11 protein-coding genes and 4 pseudogenes are annotated in these 16,051 nt (G+C 57.5%); 3 read left to right on the forward strand and 12 right to left on the reverse strand.

The window, feature by feature from the left end:
* Positions 1 to 51 precede the first annotated feature (51 nt).
* The 6 genes from AC1DUP_RS32885 to AC1DUP_RS32910 are packed head-to-tail and all read right to left on the reverse strand — an operon-like array spanning position 52 to position 5,577.
* Entirely contained in the window at positions 52 to 1,266 is a 1,215-nt protein-coding gene (locus tag AC1DUP_RS32885; RefSeq protein ID WP_113307585.1) for a DegT/DnrJ/EryC1/StrS aminotransferase family protein, read from the reverse strand.
* Positions 1,263 to 2,237 carry an NAD-dependent epimerase/dehydratase family protein gene (locus AC1DUP_RS32890; RefSeq protein ID WP_113296506.1) on the reverse strand — a complete coding sequence of 325 codons (975 nt, stop codon included), beginning with the start codon at positions 2,235 to 2,237 and terminating at the stop codon, positions 1,263 to 1,265. Before AC1DUP_RS32890 ends, AC1DUP_RS32885 begins: the two co-directional genes overlap by 4 nt.
* Positions 2,234 to 2,947, reverse strand: coding sequence for an acyltransferase (locus tag AC1DUP_RS32895; protein WP_113296507.1), 714 nt, complete (start codon positions 2,945 to 2,947; stop codon positions 2,234 to 2,236). Before AC1DUP_RS32895 ends, AC1DUP_RS32890 begins: the two co-directional genes overlap by 4 nt.
* Positions 2,937 to 4,040: a DegT/DnrJ/EryC1/StrS aminotransferase family protein gene (locus tag AC1DUP_RS32900; RefSeq protein ID WP_113296508.1), complete on the reverse strand. Its 1,104-nt coding sequence runs from the start codon at positions 4,038 to 4,040 to the stop codon at positions 2,937 to 2,939. The genes AC1DUP_RS32895 and AC1DUP_RS32900 overlap by 11 nt, the downstream gene beginning before the upstream one ends.
* Entirely contained in the window at positions 4,037 to 5,074 is a 1,038-nt protein-coding gene (locus AC1DUP_RS32905) for a Gfo/Idh/MocA family protein (protein WP_113296509.1), read from the reverse strand. Before AC1DUP_RS32905 ends, AC1DUP_RS32900 begins: the two co-directional genes overlap by 4 nt.
* Positions 5,071 to 5,577: an acyltransferase gene (locus AC1DUP_RS32910; RefSeq protein ID WP_113307584.1), complete on the reverse strand. Its 507-nt coding sequence runs from the start codon at positions 5,575 to 5,577 to the stop codon at positions 5,071 to 5,073. The genes AC1DUP_RS32905 and AC1DUP_RS32910 overlap by 4 nt, the downstream gene beginning before the upstream one ends.
* Positions 5,578 to 6,133: 556 nt before the next feature.
* Here AC1DUP_RS32910 and AC1DUP_RS32915 point away from each other — a divergent pair.
* Positions 6,134 to 6,958 carry a response regulator transcription factor gene (locus AC1DUP_RS32915; protein WP_477836815.1) on the forward strand — a complete coding sequence of 275 codons (825 nt, stop codon included), beginning with the start codon at positions 6,134 to 6,136 and terminating at the stop codon, positions 6,956 to 6,958.
* A 297-nt stretch (positions 6,959 to 7,255) separates the two neighbouring features.
* Here AC1DUP_RS32915 and AC1DUP_RS32920 read toward each other — a convergent pair whose 3' ends face one another.
* The 5 genes and pseudogenes from AC1DUP_RS32920 to tnpC form a co-directional block, all read right to left on the reverse strand.
* On the reverse strand, positions 7,256 to 9,085 hold the full coding sequence (locus AC1DUP_RS32920; RefSeq protein ID WP_113307583.1) for a glycosyltransferase family protein: 1,830 nt from the start codon (positions 9,083 to 9,085) through the stop codon (positions 7,256 to 7,258).
* Positions 9,086 to 9,089: 4 nt separating this feature from the next.
* Positions 9,090 to 10,133 carry a UDP-glucuronic acid decarboxylase family protein gene (locus AC1DUP_RS32925; protein WP_113296513.1) on the reverse strand — a complete coding sequence of 348 codons (1,044 nt, stop codon included), beginning with the start codon at positions 10,131 to 10,133 and terminating at the stop codon, positions 9,090 to 9,092.
* A gap of 46 nt (positions 10,134 to 10,179) precedes the next feature.
* Positions 10,180 to 11,676 (reverse strand): sugar transferase, encoded by a 1,497-nt coding sequence (locus AC1DUP_RS32930; RefSeq protein WP_113296514.1) that lies wholly within the window; start codon positions 11,674 to 11,676, stop codon positions 10,180 to 10,182.
* Between the two features lie 15 nt (positions 11,677 to 11,691).
* Complete coding sequence (locus AC1DUP_RS32935) at positions 11,692 to 12,549, reverse strand: WecB/TagA/CpsF family glycosyltransferase (RefSeq protein WP_113296515.1); 858 nt, start codon at positions 12,547 to 12,549, stop codon at positions 11,692 to 11,694.
* Positions 12,550 to 13,051: 502 nt separating this feature from the next.
* A pseudogene (gene tnpC / locus AC1DUP_RS32940) lies at positions 13,052 to 14,517 on the reverse strand (IS66 family transposase); the annotation flags it as partial.
* On the opposite strand from tnpC, the pseudogene AC1DUP_RS32945 reads away from it, so the two are divergent.
* Together AC1DUP_RS32945 and AC1DUP_RS32950 are read left to right on the forward strand one after the other, a co-directional pair.
* Positions 14,517 to 15,392, forward strand: a pseudogene (locus AC1DUP_RS32945) (IS630 family transposase); the annotation flags it as partial. The pseudogenes tnpC and AC1DUP_RS32945 overlap by 1 nt on opposite strands.
* 17 nt (positions 15,393 to 15,409) lie before the next feature.
* Positions 15,410 to 15,644, forward strand: a pseudogene (locus AC1DUP_RS32950) (IS91 family transposase); the annotation flags it as partial.
* Between the two features lie 329 nt (positions 15,645 to 15,973).
* Here the strand turns inward: AC1DUP_RS32950 and AC1DUP_RS32955 are convergent.
* Positions 15,974 to 16,051, reverse strand: a pseudogene (locus tag AC1DUP_RS32955) (ATP-binding protein); the annotation flags it as partial.

Genomic DNA, 16,051 nt, shown 5'->3' on the forward strand with positions numbered 1-16,051 from the left:
ATGCGCGCTGGGCCTTGCATAATCTAAGCTCTGCAGCATGCAGATACTGCATCAGGCAAGAGCGACGTCGCGATCGTGCTGTAAGATAGGGCGTCCATTGATGGCTTCAGCAAGAGATCCGCGAAGTGCCTCAACAACCCTTGCGATGTCTGACTCCGTCATCTGGACATAGAGCGGCAGGATGATCGTTTGCTGCTGCGCTGATACGCTTCGCATCAGGCTTGTGGCAGCGCGATGGGAGCTCTGGTCGGAATAGGCTCCCTCCAGATGAATGTTCATTACACCGCGCCGGGTCGAGATTCCATGATCGAGCAGTGCCTGCATAACTGTCCGCTGGTCGACAGCATCAGGCAGTCGCACGCAAAAGCTCTGCCAGTTGCTGCGCGCCCAATGCGGCTCGACCGGCGAAAGCCCAGGAATCGTGGATAGGCCCTCGCAGTACTGCTCGGCAAGCCGTCTGCGCTGCGCAATCAGCCCCGGCAGCCGCCGTAACTGTTCCCGTCCGACGGCGGCCTGAAGGTCGGTCATACGGTAGTTGTAGCCCAGTTCGTCATAGTCTTCGAAGATCACCTGTTTCGAGCCATGACGAACGGCATCAGTGACGCTCATGCCATGCTGTCGCCACAGCCGGAATTTTCGATCATATTCGGGATTGGCGGTGGTCAACATGCCACCATCCCCTGTCGTGACGACCTTGCGAGGATGGAAGGAGAAGCAGGCAATGTCGCCATGCGGTGTGCCGATCTTTTCCCAACGCCCGTCCCACAGAATTTCGCTTCCCGTCGCGCAGGCTGCATCTTCGATAACCGGGAGCTGATGGCGCTTGCCGATCTCCACGATCGAGCGAAGATCGCAAGGCATGCCAAGCTGATGCACGCAGAGGATTGCCTTGGTGCGGGGCGTGATTGCCGCTTCGATCAGGCTGGCGTCGATATTGTAACCATCCGCCTCGATATCGACGAAAACCGGCACTCCACCGCAGTATCGCACGGCGTTCGCGGTGGCGATGAACGAATGGCTGACCGTGATGACTTCATCGCCAGCACTGACACCGACCGCCATTAAGGCGAGATGAAGCGCGGTCGTGCAGTTGGAAACGGCGCAGGCATGCGCGGCGCCGACAAAGGCCGCGAATTCGGTCTCGAAAGCGGCGACTTCCGGCCCTTGCGTCACCCATCCTGACAGAATAACGCGGCGCGCAGCCTCGGCCTCCTCTTCGCCAAGAACGGGCTTGGCGACTGGAATTGTAGATGGTGACGGGCTCATGCGGCTTGGCCTCCTGCTGCAGCGGTCTTCGACTGCCACCATGCAACAAGGTCGCGAAGCCCCTGCTCCATCGATATTTCCGCCTTGAAGCCCAGGAGCTTCTCGGCTTTGCTGATATCGGCAAGACGACGGGTCACACCGTTGACCGTGCGGGCCTCTTTGTGCTGCGGTTCGAGCGAGACACCCATGATGCTGCTCAGCATCTGCGCGAGCTGCAAAAGGCTTATTTCCTCGCCGCTCGCGACATTGAAAACTTCGTCCGTGACATCGCTCTTCGCAGCCAGCAGGTTTGCCCGCGCGATGTCGCGTGCATCGACGAAATCCATCGTCTGGCTGCCGTCTCCGTAGATGAGAGGTGGCATTCCGGCCGCCAGACGCTCCATCCAGCGGATCAGCACTTCGGTATAGGCGCCGTAGACATCCATTCGCGGCCCATAGACGTTGAAATAGCGCAATGCCACATAGCGCAGGCCATACATCTCCGCGAAGCTGCGAAGCAATCCTTCGTTGAACGTCTTGGCCGCGCCGTAGATCGTCCTGTTATTGTAGGGATGATGCGCTTCGGTGGTCGGAAAGCTCTCGGCCAATCCCAGCACAGAGGCCGAGGAAGCAGCAACGACCTTCGACACACCTGCCTTGACGGCGGCTTCGAGAACATTGAACGTGCCCTCGGCCAGAACATCGAAGGCGAGCCGCGGATCTTCCGCGCATTGCGTAATGCGGATGGCCGCCTGATGAAAGACGATGTCGACGCCCTCGAAGGTTTTCGCGAGCAGTGCTCTGTCGCGGATATCTCCCTCGATGATGTTAACGGATCCACTGGCTATTGCCGTGCTGAGATTGTCCCGGCGTCCGCGCACGAAATTGTCGAGGATAATGATCTCACGCGGTTTTTCCGATGCGACGAGATCGGCAATATGCGAACCGATCAGACCGGCACCGCCGGTAATGAGTACCCGTTTGTTTCTCATGATCTTCCCTCACGCGACATGTTCGTCATCGGATCATTCTCCGAACGCCAACGTATGAATTTTGCAGGTACACCCGCAGCAACTGAAAACGGTTCGACGTCGGAAACGACAACTGCCCCCGCTCCAACGATAGCCCCCTTCCCGATGGTCACGCCGGGAAGAATGGTCGCATTCGTTCCGATATCGGCCTCTGCACAGATGCGGACAGGCTTGATTTCAAGATCCGTGCGAATGATCGGCACATCCACCGGCAGTGCCGTGTGGGTCGAGCCAAGCACCTTGGCGCCAGGCCCCCACCCGACAGAATCCTCGATCACCAGATCGCGCGCGTCGAAATAGGCCATCGGGCCGATCCAGACATTGTCGCCGATCACGCAAGTGCCATCGTAGCGCCCCTGGATATAGGCCTGGGCACCGATGAACACCCCATTGCCGATTTCGAACGTTTCCGGGTGTTTGAAACCGGCACCGCCTGCGACCTGCAATCCCGTGCCGCAACTGCGCGCAATCGCTTGCCAGATGGCTTTCCGCATCATGGTGTCGACGACACCATCACCCGTCGCGAAACGACCGTAGAGTTCGATCAGGCCAGCGCGCCCGTATGATTGCCTGAGCTCTTCGGCCAACCCGGCCTGGTAGGCAGGATCTACCGGCCTTCCATGACGGCCGTGGACCGCCTGCACGACCCGGGCCTCGCGATTAGCTGACATAAGCGTACTCCAGCGCGGCGGCGACCTGATCGACGTGCCACGCCGGCATCTCGGGATAGATCGGCAGCGAGAGGACCTCCCGTGCGGCGGCTTCCGAGATTGGGAAGTCGCCAGCCTGGTAACCAAGGTCGGCATGCGCCTTTTGCAGATGAACTGGGATCGGATAGTGCAGCCCAGACTGAATGCTCTCCGCGCTCAGTACGCGCTGAAGCGCATCGCGATCGCGACTTCTAATGGCATAGACGTGGTAGACGTGGCGCCGGTCGGTGATTTCGACAGGTGTCCTCAAATTTGCCGAACCGCCAAGCAGCGACGAGTAGCGGCGGCCATGGGCACGCCGTGCTTCTGTCCAGGCTTCGAGATGCCGAAGCTTTATGCGCAGGATCGCACCCTGAATGGCATCCATACGGTAGTTGAAGCCCTTCAGCAGATGGTGATAGCGTTGTTCCTGACCCCAGTCGCGCAGCATGCGCATCGCCTTGGCCTGATCGTCGCTGTTCGTGACTACGATACCTCCCTCGCCGCAGGCGCCGAGGTTTTTTCCCGGATAGAAGCTGAAGCAGCCTGACGTGCCGATGCTGCCAGCGCGCGCGCCTTTGTATTGGGCACCGTGCGCCTGGCAAGCGTCCTCGATGATCGGTATGCGGTAGTGGTCAGCAACCGCCTTGATCGCGTCCATATCGGCCATCTGACCGTAGAGATGGACGGGAATAATGGCCTTGGTTCGGGGCGTGATCTTTGCCTCGAGCTGAGCCGGATCCATCGTGAGCGTCACGGGCTCGACATCGACGAAGACGGGTCGTGCGCCTGCGTAGCAGATCGCAGATGCGGTCGCCACGAAGGTAAATGGCACGGTGATGACTTCATCGCCGGAGCCGACGCCTGCAGCGAGAAGCGACAGATGCAGGGCACTCGTCCCGGTGTTGACGGCTATCGCATGTCTGACGTTGCAATAATCCGCGAATTCCTGCTCGAAGCGGGCGACTTCCTCGCCCAGAATGTATTGCCCCGAGGCCAGGACGCCGAGCACGGCGGCGTCGATTTCGTTCTTGAGCGATTGATATTGTGCTTTGAGGTCCAGAAAGGGGATCATGCAATGCGCCTCGCCTCTTCGAGCTCGATGATACGACCGCGCTGGGCGAGCGACCGGCTCGCTGCTTCAAGGGTGCGAACGACACGCAACCCGGCCTGGCCGTCCGTAATGGGGCGCGAATTCTGCTCGATGCACTCTACGAACTGATCCAGTTCGCGTTTCAATGCTTCGGTCATATCGAGCTTGGGCGCCCACATGTCGCCGCTGCGGTAGCCGACCATCATCTGATGCACCTTCTCGCCGTAGGCCTGAGAATTGGGGTTCAGCGTGATGCCCTTGTCGTAAACCTTGATCTTTTCGCTGGGCTCCAGATCGTCGTAGACGACCATCTTGTTGCTGCCGCCGATCAGTGTGCGGCGCACCTTTACCGGCGCCAGCCAATTGACGTGGATGTGGGCTATAAGCTTGCTTTCGAAGAAAAGCGTCAGATAGGCGATATTCTCCGGTTCGCCGAGCACATGGCTCATGCCCGTCGCTGAAACGGCCACCGGCCTTTCCTGCACAACATGGTCCAGGATGGAGAGATCATGCACCGCGAGGTCCCAGATGACGCTCACATCGTGCTGGAAGAGGCCCAGGTTGACCCGAACCGAGTCGTAGTAATACATGTCGCCCAGGCCGCTTTCGACCAGTTCGCGCATCTTGCGGACGGCGCCGGTGTGGACGAAGGTATGATCCACGGCCAGCACGAGGCCTCGGCGCGCGGCCTCGTCGACCATGCGCGAGGCCTCCTCCGTCGTCGATGCCATCGGTTTTTCGACGAAGACATGTTTTCCGGCCATCATAGCCTGCATTGCGAGCTTGAAATGGGTTGAGACCGGCGTTGCAATGGCGATTGCGTCCACTTTCGGATCGCGCAGGACTTCCTCGAAATTATCGGTGATCTCTATCGCGGGGTAGCGGCTTTTAACTGCCGCCAACCGCTCCACATTGAGATCACAGACCGAAATGAGCTGCGCGCCGGCCGCTTCCGAAATGTTGCGAACCAGGTTTGGCCCCCAATAGCCATATCCAACAACAGCAATACCGATCATCGCATTCCTCCCAACGTTTGCATGTTGACTGACCGGTCATGAACGCGACCGGTGATCCTGGCCGGTACGCCGGCAACGATAGCGCCGTCAGGCACGTCCTTGGTTACGACCGCACCGGCGCCAACCTGCGCGGCCTCTCCGATGGTCACGCCAGGCAGAATGGTGGCGTTGCTGCCGATCGACGCGTGGCGCTTGACCAGAGTGGGGATGACAACCCAGTCGGCTTCGGTCTGCAGACTGCCATCGGAATTGACGGCGCGCGGATAGGTATCATTGGTGAACATGACCCCGTGGCCGATAAAAACGCCTTCTTCCAGCGTCACGCCTTCACAAAGGAAGGAATGGCTGGAGATCTTGCAGTCTTTCCCGACGAGGACGTTTTTCTGGATTTCAACGAAGGTGCCGATGCGCGCGCCGGCGCCGATCGTGCAGCCGTAGAGATTCACAAGATCTCGATGATGGATGACGCAGCTATCATCCAGCTTGACGTTCGATGCAATCATTACGCATGCACCCCTACTCTTCAACAAACCCCGATTTCCAGATGAAACCGAACAATCACATGATTGCGCCCAAGATTTCATCGCGACGGGACAACTATTTCTTCCCATTCAAAGAGAATTGTTTTTGTTATCTGAGTAAAGAAACAAAACGTCGAAGCTTATTCACCTAAAGACGTATCTACTTAGGACGACGTACGCCGAAGTTCATAGCCCGCGATCAATTTTGGTGGTGGAGCAAATCCGGATTTGACTCCGTCATACGCCGGCGGCCGACATTATTTTCATGCGTTTAGCGGCTCGATCCGTAGCCGGGGTGCAACGTAATCAACCATTCGGGGAACGGCTTAGTATCGTATAAGTTTAGATCAAGAATTACGTCCTCTTTACACCTTCCGATGGAACTAATGTGGGCATTTAGCCTATATTAGCTAGTTTAACATCACGAGAACTGTGGTATTGAATTCCTACTTTAGTGCTTCCAAACCCTCATATCTGAAGGGCTTGAGTGTTCGATTTTGTTGAGGCGTAGGGAAACTCGGCTGGGGAGGATGAGGCAGTGAATTCAGCGCTAATACCAAATTTAGATCTTAGACAGGAAAAGGTAGCTCTTCCACTTAAGGTAGAGAATAGTTCAGCGGCATCGACCTTGCTGTCGGGGCCAAAGCACTCTCTCATGATCCTGGATAACCGTGAACTTGATCGGCAATGCCTGGCGCAATGCATGGCGGCCCACAAGACGGATTTACTTATCCTGGCATTTGGAACGGTTGAAGAGTGGAAGCAAAAACGCGACGAGTATCCGCCGCTTTCGGCAATCCTCTTGAACATTGGCGGCAAAAAAATCGACGATCCGGCCGTCTCGGAGCAAATCAGTAGCCTTTCGTCGGAATTCGGGACGATACCAGTCATCGTACTGGCTGATAGCGACGATTTCACCCAAATCGTGCGGGCGCTCGAATTTGGAGCCAAGGGCTACATACCCGCCTCGGTCAGCGTCAGCGTCTGTATGGAACTGATCGCGCTGTCAGTGGCGGGAGGCGTTTTTGTGCCTGCGAGCACCCTATTCGCCATGCGTCATTTGCTGGAGTCCAGCAACTCGATCGCTCGCCCGTTGGCCGGCATATTCACGGATCGTCAGGCCGAAGTTGTAGAGGCTCTCCGGCGCGGAAAGGCGAACAAGATCATCGCCTATGAGCTCAATCTGCGGGAAAGCACCGTCAAGGTTCATGTTCGCAACATCATGAAAAAGGTAAAAGCAACCAACAGAACAGAGGTCGTGTTCAAGATAAACGATCTCTTCAAGGAAAGTATTACCGCCCCCGAAAAAAGCAGAGACCGAGCAGATGCTATCGGACGATCAACTGTTGCGTCACATCACTAACGCGGTCTTGACCTGAGCCATGCTCGGCGGCGCAAAGCAAAATGCGCCGCCGAGGCACGATCTGGCACCAGGGCGCCAAAGCTCGGATGTGATCGCTCAGCCTGCGAAGGTCGCCATGTGCATCTCCACTTCCGGCTCTGCCCTACACGCAATAGCCCACCGCTGATTCTTCCTCGCCAATTTCCCTGGCTCGGCCTAGACTGGGCAGCCGCCTGTAGTCCTTGGGGTTGGCGGGCTGCTGAGCTCGTCTTCCAGAATAACTCAATGAAAACATGTCGTTTAAGCAATTGCCAGCGATCACGAAGGATGCCTGGAAAGCGCCGTTCGGATCCTGCGCAACGGGATCCGCTGCGAACGGGAGATCAGACCCTTTGCAAGATGCCAAAAATATCGAAACTCCGGCAGTGGTGGCACGTTTGGCCTCAAGTGATTCAAGCGCAATGCGATCATCATCTGATCGACGCCTGAGTACAACCGCTGGCGCCAGCCAATATCAAGTCCGTGATGTCTAGACGCTGTACGATCGCCGGTCTCGCTTTCTTCGAAGGGACCGTGACGAAAAACGTTCGCAAGATCTGGCTGCTGACAACGATCGAGAATCTCGGCGAAGCATGCAAGCCATTCGTGATCGCTTCGTCTGGGAAGCCGGTGAATGCTCTTTCGATCTGTGGCCGACAGTTCTAAGGCCGGCCGATTGTCTTCTCGACGGTCTCGATCGAGGACGAGGCGCGCACGCCTGAGTTCGTTATGGGATAGGGATGGATAAAAGTCCTGCAATCGCCGCGCTTGGACGAGTTGGCCTTTGCAGACCAACGCGAGAAGGAAATATGCCCATTCGACCGGATCCGGGGCGGCCGCCCCGTAGTCGATCATCGTTACCTTGATTAAGTTCACCAGAAGCTTGTAAGCGCGATCGGCATCGCCCTCATGCAAGGCGCAGACGGCGAGACCGAATTTGGCTTCGGGCAGGTAGGAAACGTAATCCAAGCAGCGCGCGTAGCAGTCCTTGGCCTCCTCGAGTTTACCCTGCTCAAGAAGCAAATCGCCTTGCTTCAGTAAAACGCGGTCGCTTGCCCGCCCGGCTACATGGATGCTTCCCCGCTGGGAGATGCGCTCAACTTTTATAAGGTTGCCGAAAGGCCCGGGCTGAATGATTTTTTCCCCGGATCGCAGGCCGCTGTTCAATATGAACCACTGATATATTTGTGGTCTGTGATTCAGAGTGTGGCGCGAGTGGACCAGATTATAGCCGGCCGTCGAGATGCGCTGTATTTCAGCTGGATGAGCAAAGAGGTATTCCAATCGTTCAACCACGTCGTACTGGTCGGTGAAGATGCAATTCTCCATGTCGTTAAAGCCAGCCGCCTGCAGTGCTGCCGTCCGTTCCGTCACGAGACAGGTGTTCGCCCCTGGAATCTCGAAGTGTTTGCGCACGACCTCGCCGGCCATGGTTCCGCATGTGGGCACGACGAGGCTCGCGTTGAGGGCGCGCGCATAGGCCTCTCCTGCCAGCAACTGGGAGGCAAGTTTGCTCTCATAGGTATGCTGAGGCGAAGCCAGGCAGGGATATCGATCGCGGATGATCGGAAAGACCTTCTGCCGCCAGGGGTAAAGGCCATTGACCTGGCCCGTGAGCGTGACCGGTATGATCTTGTGCTGGTGATAGTCTTGATAGACTTCGGGATCGACGAAGTTTGGCCAGACGAACAGGTTGTCTTTCAGCTCCGGCATATATTCCGGAGCCAGGGTCGCAATCGAGAAATATGTCTCGATGCCCCATTGCTCCATATCGGAAAGGAAACCACTGCGCCGGTCGCACCATGGATCGGCGTTATGAAGACCAAGCTTCGGAACGCCGATATGGGCATCGGTGTTGATGATTCTTATCCGCCGTGAACCCTGTGACCGGTAGCCGCTTTCAAACAGCGTCAGATCCGGCTGGCATCTTTCGCATACCTCCGCATAGTCGCAGTCGCGGTTTACGACGACGACATCAAAGTGTGTGCCGAGGCATTTGACCTGCTGCTGCATATGCAGCAGCAGGTAACCGGACGCGTTCGCATTGGGTTGGTGGTCCCATTGAAAGAAAACGAGCCTTGGTTTGCGATGATTGGCGTTGCTATTCATATCCCTAACGAACGGCTTCCTGAACAGGAAGGCCAACGGCCGGAACAGGCAGGTGCGTGTAAGCCGTTTGCGGGGACCTGACGTCAGGCATGCTCCTGGATCCAAGGGAAAGCTTCCACTCGAAATAAGCGATCGTTCTTTCGAGCCCTTCCCGCAGGTTCACCGTCGGCTGCCAACCCAGTTCCTGCCTTGCGCGGCTGATGTCCGGCTTGCGCTGCGTCGGGTCGTCGATTGGGAGAGGATTGAAGACGATGCCTGACTTCGATCCAGTCATTTCGATCACCATCTCAGCCAGTTCCCGGACCTGGAATTCTCCCGGGTTGCCAAGATTGATCGGGCCTGTAACGCCAGCCGGCGCGCCCATCAGGCGGATAAAGCCTTCGATCAGATCGTCCACGTAGCAGAACGAGCGCGTCTGCGTGCCGTTGCCGAAGATGGTGATCGGCTCGTTTCGAAGCGCCTGAACGATGAAATTGGAAACGACGCGGCCGTCATTGGTCTGCATGCGCGGCCCGTAAGTATTGAAGATCCGCGCCACCCGGATTTCCACGCCGTATTGACGATGGTAGTCGAAGAACAGCGTTTCGGCGCAGCGCTTGCCTTCGTCATAACATGCTCGCGGGCCGATGGGATTGACGCTGCCGCGATAGTCCTCCGTCTGCGGATGGACTGCCGGATCACCATAAACTTCGCTCGTGGAGGCCTGGAAAATCTTCGCCTTGGTGCGCTTGGCGAGGCCAAGCATATTGATGGCGCCGTGCACGTTGGTCTTGACCGTCTGAACGGGATCGACTTGGTAGTGGACTGGAGATGCCGGGCAGGCGAGGTTGTAGATCTCGTCAACTTCCACATAAAGCGGGAAGGTAATGTCGTGGCGAAGGATCTCGAAACGGGGGTCGTCGAGAAGATGCAGAACGTTGTCGCGCGAACCTGTGTAATAATTGTCCACGGCGAGGACGTCATTGCCCTCTCGCAAGAGTCTTTCGCACAGGAATGATCCCAGAAATCCGGTGCCACCCGTAACCATAATTCGCTTCTGTCCGTGCATTGATGTGCTCCGTTGTTGATGTTTGCCTCGCAGGACGAGGATGAGGTCAGTAGGCTCCCCTGCGCTTGAAGACCGCAGGGATTGTGCTGAGAAGGATGTGCCAGTCGAACCACAGGGACCGGTTGTCGATGTAGAACTCGTCGAGTTGCTGCTGCAGTTCGATATCTGCACTGCTTCGTTCGGATATCTGCCAGAGGCCTGTCAGGCCCGGTGTTACCGAGCGGCGCTTGTCACGAAACTCACCGTCCATCGCCAGGAGGTGGTATTCGGGGAAAGGACGCGGCCCTACGAAGGCCATCTCGCCTGCAATGATATTCACCAGCTGCGGGAGCTCGTCAAAACTCGACGAGCGCAGAAGATGCCCGATGACAGGCAGGACGCGAGGATCTTCCTTGAGCTTGAAATGGGCCAACCATTCGGCCCGCATGGCGGGGTTCTCTCGGAACAATGCTTCGAGGCGCTCTTCCGCGTCCTGGTACATCGTCCTGAGTTTCAGGACGTGCACCGGCTTGCCGGACAGACCTTCCCTGGCATGTCTGAAAAAGACGGGACCCGGATCGATGGCATAGATTGCGGCCGCAGCAATCGCAATAAAGGGTGCAACCACGATCGTTGCAGGTATGGCGATCGCGAGATCGACGATCCGCCGGACCAGATCCGAGCTTAACGACTTCTCACCATTGGTGAGGCGAACGCCGATCTCCCCGCCGACATCTGCAGGCCGCAATCCACTTACCTTGAGGCTCGGCGTATCGGACAGAAGGATGACTTCGGCGAATTGTCGGCGAATTGCGGCCAGATCGGCGATCAGCGAACCTGTGTCGCCGGCAATCAGGGCGATGGATGGCCCGCCGTCCGGCGATACGTCTGGTGCATCAGAAGAATAGGGCTCCGGCTTGATGCCATACTGCCAATGATCCTTGAAATATGCCATCAGCGCGGGGATATGATTGCTGCCCCCGATGATCACCGCGCGCTCTCCCCAGATTCCAAGCCTCCGGCACAGGCCTCGTGCGAGCCAGTGCGTGACAGGCTGGACAATCAGCCCGAGGCCAAGGAAGCCAACGATAGCAAGCAGCAGTCGTTCCCCTTCCGGCAGCAGGACTGCTCCGAACGCCGCGATGACGGCCACCTTGACGGAAGCTGTCGTGCGACGACGCAGAAGTTCGTGGTCGTGAAGCCGATATCCGGGATAGAGCCGAGCCGACGCATAAAGAAGGATCGCCGCCAATGCTGCGAGGGCGAAAGCGCGCTCCAGTACCGTTCCTTCTGAACCAGTGGGAAGAAAGGGCAGAAGAGCAAAATAGGCAATCACATAGCTCGCGATGTCGCCGCCAATTAGGAGTGACGATGTTGCAAGCCGAGGGAGCGGGCGCCGGAGTGCGGCCGACATATTGAGCCCTGTCTGCCTTGAAGGATCGACAGACTTGGCGTTCGCAATGGGTGGAACAGAGCTTGCCGAAACTGTCCGCGAGGCTGTGTCGCTTGTGCCGATTGCCTTCGGCGGAGCTGATGGCATTGCTGACGGTGCAAACGACGACATAGTGGTTTTACTCCTTTACAGCCTTTGTCTCGACGCACCTGATCCGGAAACCGCGTCTTCGATCGGAAACTCCCGAAGCCCCAACCTCTGAAAGGCAGTCAGTGAGATGAAAGTCGGCACGACGAGCGCATAGCGTCGCCACAGCCGTCGTGGCTCGCATAAAAGACGGAACGCCCACTCGAAGCCGCTTCTTTGAATGACCCTCGGAGCTTGCCGTTTGAGGCCGGCGTGAAAGTCGAATGCAGCTCCGACTCCGATGAGAACCGAAGCGTCCAGACGGTCGCGCATGCGCGCCATCCAGAATTCCTGCTTGGGACTGCTCAGTCCGACCCAGATGATATCCGCGCCTGACCGATTGATCCGCTCAGCAACATCCGTTTCCTCTTGCGGCGAAAGTTCGCGAAAAGGCGGCGCATAGGAGCCGACTATCCGTGCTTCCGGGCATTTTGCGATAAGTCGAGCCTGCAGCTGCTCCAGCGTCTTGGCCGTCGCACCGTAGAGGAAGTGACGCAAGCCTTTGGATCTGCCGGTCTCGAAAACAGATAACATCAGATCCGGTCCGTAGACCCTGTCACTTTCCACATGGCCAGCATGTTTCAGCGCCCATACCAACGGCATGCCGTCGGGAGTTACCAGGAATGCGCGGTTATGTATGGACCGAAGCTCGGGATCTTTTTGACACCGCACGACGCCGTGCGCGTCGCGAACGCACACATATTCTTTCCTGCCGTCTTCAATCGCCTTTTCAATAAGTCCGGTCGCGCTTTTGAGATTGACTGCCGAAATTCGAACACCAAGTACATTCGTCCACTTCAGAGAACCCGTTGGATCAAGGACTGACGTTTGGTTTCTGTCTGCTGGTGAATTTCTCATGACCTACGCTTTTGCCAACTGAAACTGTTACCAGAATATGCTGGCAAGACCGTTGCCTCCATACTTGCATCTCCAGCTATTGGACGTAGAAAGACTTAACATTTCTATTTCACACACGGAAATGACTTACGATATTCGAAGTAAGGCAGTATCCCGGGGGTATGCCTCATTGCTCTTTTTGATAAGCGTTACCCCCGAAAAGAGCGGTTTGACCTTCATGGAGCAGCGGAAGACAGTCGCTTTAGCGCAATCAGAGCTGGGGAGGTTTGAGCGCGATAAAGCCGGGGGAGAGACAATGGTGAATTCAATAGGGGGAATTCAATAGGTGAATTGCGGGTGCCGGCCGGAGGGCCGTCAATGGCGCCAGCAGTACCAGTCAGCTGCAGAACGATTTGAGCTCTGATGGCTACATCGTCATCAGGGATGTCCGTATGCATACGCCGGGAACCGCGGGACTGGGTCGCGTGCGCGGGTCATTGCTGATGAATGCTGCGGATAAGATTCAGGCGTTGATCTGAGCAGAGGCTTTTTCGGCCTGGCGCAGCCTTTTCCACTCCCATGGGAGCAGTTCGTGCAAGCGGGAGACGGGCAGATCGGCGATGCGGGCGAAGACATCGGCAAGCCACGCCTTTGGGTCGACATCGTTGAGGCGGCATGTGGTGATGACGGTCAGCATGACGGCGGCACGATCGGCCCCACGCTGGGAACCGGCGAAGGTCCAGTTTTTCCTTCCTAACGCCACACCGCGCAACGCTCTTTCCGCTGCATTGTTCGTAAGACAGACCCTTCCGTCTTCGAGGAAGAGAGCAAAGCCCTCCCAGCGCTTGAGCATGTAATCGATCGGCTCGATGACCTCGGACGATCTGCTGAGCGTGGCGCGTTCCTTCGCCAACTACTCGCGCATCTCATCGAACAGCGGCTTGCTCTTTTCCTGCCGCACAGCCTGTCGTTCTTCGGCGCTCAATCCGTTGATCTGGCGCTCGATTTCGAACAACTTGTCATAGCGCTTAACGGCTTCAAATGCGACCGGCGAGATCGGCTTGCCTTTCCGCTTGTGATCTCGAGCATGTTTCTGGACATCGGCTAATGCAAAGAATTTGCGACGCGAATGGGCGTTGCAAAAGGCAAAGGTGATCGGTGTCTTCTTCGTTTTGGCAATAATGTCCGGCTCGAACCCGTTGTAGCAATCCGTCTGCAGAATACCACCATACTCGGCCAAGTGCTTCTGCGGATGTTCGCCACGCCGGTCGCTCGACGCATAATCGATCGCCGCCGGCGCAGCCGTTCCCCCGAACGGCTGGTCATCCCGGATGTAGGTCCATATTCGCCCGGTTACGCATTTGCCCTTGGCCTGGATTGGGATGGTCGTGTCGTCACCATGCAATCGCTCGGCCCCGAAAACATGCTTCTCGATTAGGTCGTAGACCGGCATGAGGGCCGCCGTTCCAAACCCGACCTGATCGGCCAGCGTCGAGGTCGACAGGTCTATGCCCTCACATTTGAACCTTGTGCTCTGGCGGTTCAGCGGACTATGCATCCCAAATTTGTCGAAGACGATCGTCGCCAGCAGATGCGGACCGATGAAGCCGCGCGGCGTGGCATGGAACGGTGCTGGCGCCTGGCTGATCGCCTCGCAATCGCGGCAGATAAATTTCTCCCGAAACGTCTCGATCACCTTGAAGCGGCGAGGTATCTCCTCCAGTGTCTCGTTGACATCCTCGCCCAGTTTGGACAGGCGCGACCCGCCGCAGCAAGCGCAGACGGTCGGGGGATCGATCACCACGCGCTCGCGCTCGGCATCCTCCGGCCAGGGTTTGTGCACCGGCCGTTTGCGTGTGAACGAACGCAGGCTCAACGTTCTGGCAGCAGCAGACTGGGCCGCCACTTCATCCTCCGTCGCGGCCATCACGAGTTCTTCGAGCTGTAATTCCATCTGTCGATCAGACGTGCCGTGCGCTCGGATCTCTGAAGGGCTGACGGACGAATACCGGGCCGGTCGGCCACGGACTGTCTCCGATGCCCAGGTTGCGGAGGTCGTCGAGCGTATGTTGAACACCACGCCCAAGGATGCAACGCACTGGTCCATCCGTTCGATGGCAGCCGACAGCGGGCTTTCGCATACCACCATCCGCCGGATCTGGACCGCGTTTGGCCTGCAGCCACATCGTGCCGAGACATTCAAGCTATCTTCCGATCCACTCTTCATCGACAAGGTGCAGGACATCGTCGGCCTTTACATGTCACCACCGGACCGGGCGGTTGTGCTTTGCGTGGATGAGAAATCGCAAATCCAGGCATTGGATCGCGAGCAGCCGGTGCTGCCCATGGCACCGGGCGTCGCCGAACGGCGTACCCATACCTATGTCCGCAACGGCACGACCTCTTTTTTCGCCGCGCTCGATGTTGCCACGGGTGCGGTGATCGGTCAGTGCTATAAGCGTCACCGGGCCACTGAATTCCTCGACTTCCTGAAGCGGATTGACGCCGAAATGCCCAATGGGCCGGACGTGCATCTGGTGATGGACAACTATGCGACCCACAAGACACCGAGGATCAAGGCCTGGCTGGCGCGCCGCCCACACTGGCATGTTCACTTCACGCCAACGTCGGCATCCTGGATCAATCAGGTCGAGCGGTGGTTCGCAGAGCTGACGCGAAAGCAGTTGCAGCGCGGCATACACCGTTCCACCGCAGAACTGGAAGCCGACATCGACGCATTCATCGAAACCCACAACGAAAATCCCACACCATACAAGTGGGTCAAATCCGCCGACCAGATCCTCGCGTCGGTCAAGCGCTTCTGCCAGAAGACAATGAGCCGAACTTCAGATTCGGGTGACTAGGTGTACGGTCCCGGAGCTTTCACCGCATTCGTCACTTCGGCTTGCTTTCCAATGGCCATCGGCCAACTGAAGCTGGACCTCTGCCGAAGCCTGATCGACCTCCCGCCGCCGGAGCAGCCGGTCGAAGAACCGGACGCAAAGCCACCCCCTCTGACGCATCGCTGCCCCTGTTGCGGCGGAGCCATGACGATCATCGGCGCGTGGACCCCGATTCGGCCGGCCTGCCGACCAGCATGGGAAGACAGCTCATGATTATTCCACGCGCGCCATCAGTTCAACGATCAGCGTCGGTATGCCGAACAGCCGCGAGGCTGGTGCTTTGGCCAATTGTGCCTGAGCGACGCAGAGCGCAACAGTACCAGGGGTTCGACCAATGCAAACCAGCCGACAGGCCCGTCAACTTCACCGCAATGACCGCCAACAATCTCCTTCCAGACCTGTCCACGCGTTCCGGCAAGGTTCGATCTTCCCAAGTGCCATCCGCCGCTTCGGTTGAATCCCCATAGCGCCAAACAACCCGCGCCTTCTGTCAAGCGAAGTGAAGATTTGACCCCGTAGGCGAAACGAAGAACTGTCCCCCTTCATTGATTTGCTGTTTCGTTTGTCTCGAGCGCCGTTCCGGCCTTCTGCAGAAGGCCGGAACGGCGCTTTTCGCGAAG

Source organism: Rhizobium sp. 01L419 (genome assembly GCF_056400025.1).

Bases quoted from the DNA above. Each gene is read 5' to 3' on its own strand.
- AC1DUP_RS32885 (WP_113307585.1), bottom strand. From the start codon at position 1,266: ATGAGCCCGTCACCATCTACAATTCCAGTCGCCAAGCCCGTTCTTGGC.
- AC1DUP_RS32890 (WP_113296506.1), bottom strand. From the start codon at position 2,237: ATGAGAAACAAACGGGTACTCATTACCGGCGGTGCCGGTCTGATCGGT.
- AC1DUP_RS32895 (WP_113296507.1), bottom strand. From the start codon at position 2,947: ATGTCAGCTAATCGCGAGGCCCGGGTCGTGCAGGCGGTCCACGGCCGT.
- AC1DUP_RS32900 (WP_113296508.1), bottom strand. From the start codon at position 4,040: ATGATCCCCTTTCTGGACCTCAAAGCACAATATCAATCGCTCAAGAAC.
- AC1DUP_RS32905 (WP_113296509.1), bottom strand. From the start codon at position 5,074: ATGATCGGTATTGCTGTTGTTGGATATGGCTATTGGGGGCCAAACCTG.
- AC1DUP_RS32910 (WP_113307584.1), bottom strand. From the start codon at position 5,577: ATGATTGCATCGAACGTCAAGCTGGATGATAGCTGCGTCATCCATCAT.
- AC1DUP_RS32920 (WP_113307583.1), bottom strand. From the start codon at position 9,085: ATGAATAGCAACGCCAATCATCGCAAACCAAGGCTCGTTTTCTTTCAA.
- AC1DUP_RS32925 (WP_113296513.1), bottom strand. From the start codon at position 10,133: ATGCACGGACAGAAGCGAATTATGGTTACGGGTGGCACCGGATTTCTG.
- AC1DUP_RS32930 (WP_113296514.1), bottom strand. From the start codon at position 11,676: ATGTCGTCGTTTGCACCGTCAGCAATGCCATCAGCTCCGCCGAAGGCA.
- AC1DUP_RS32935 (WP_113296515.1), bottom strand. From the start codon at position 12,549: ATGAGAAATTCACCAGCAGACAGAAACCAAACGTCAGTCCTTGATCCA.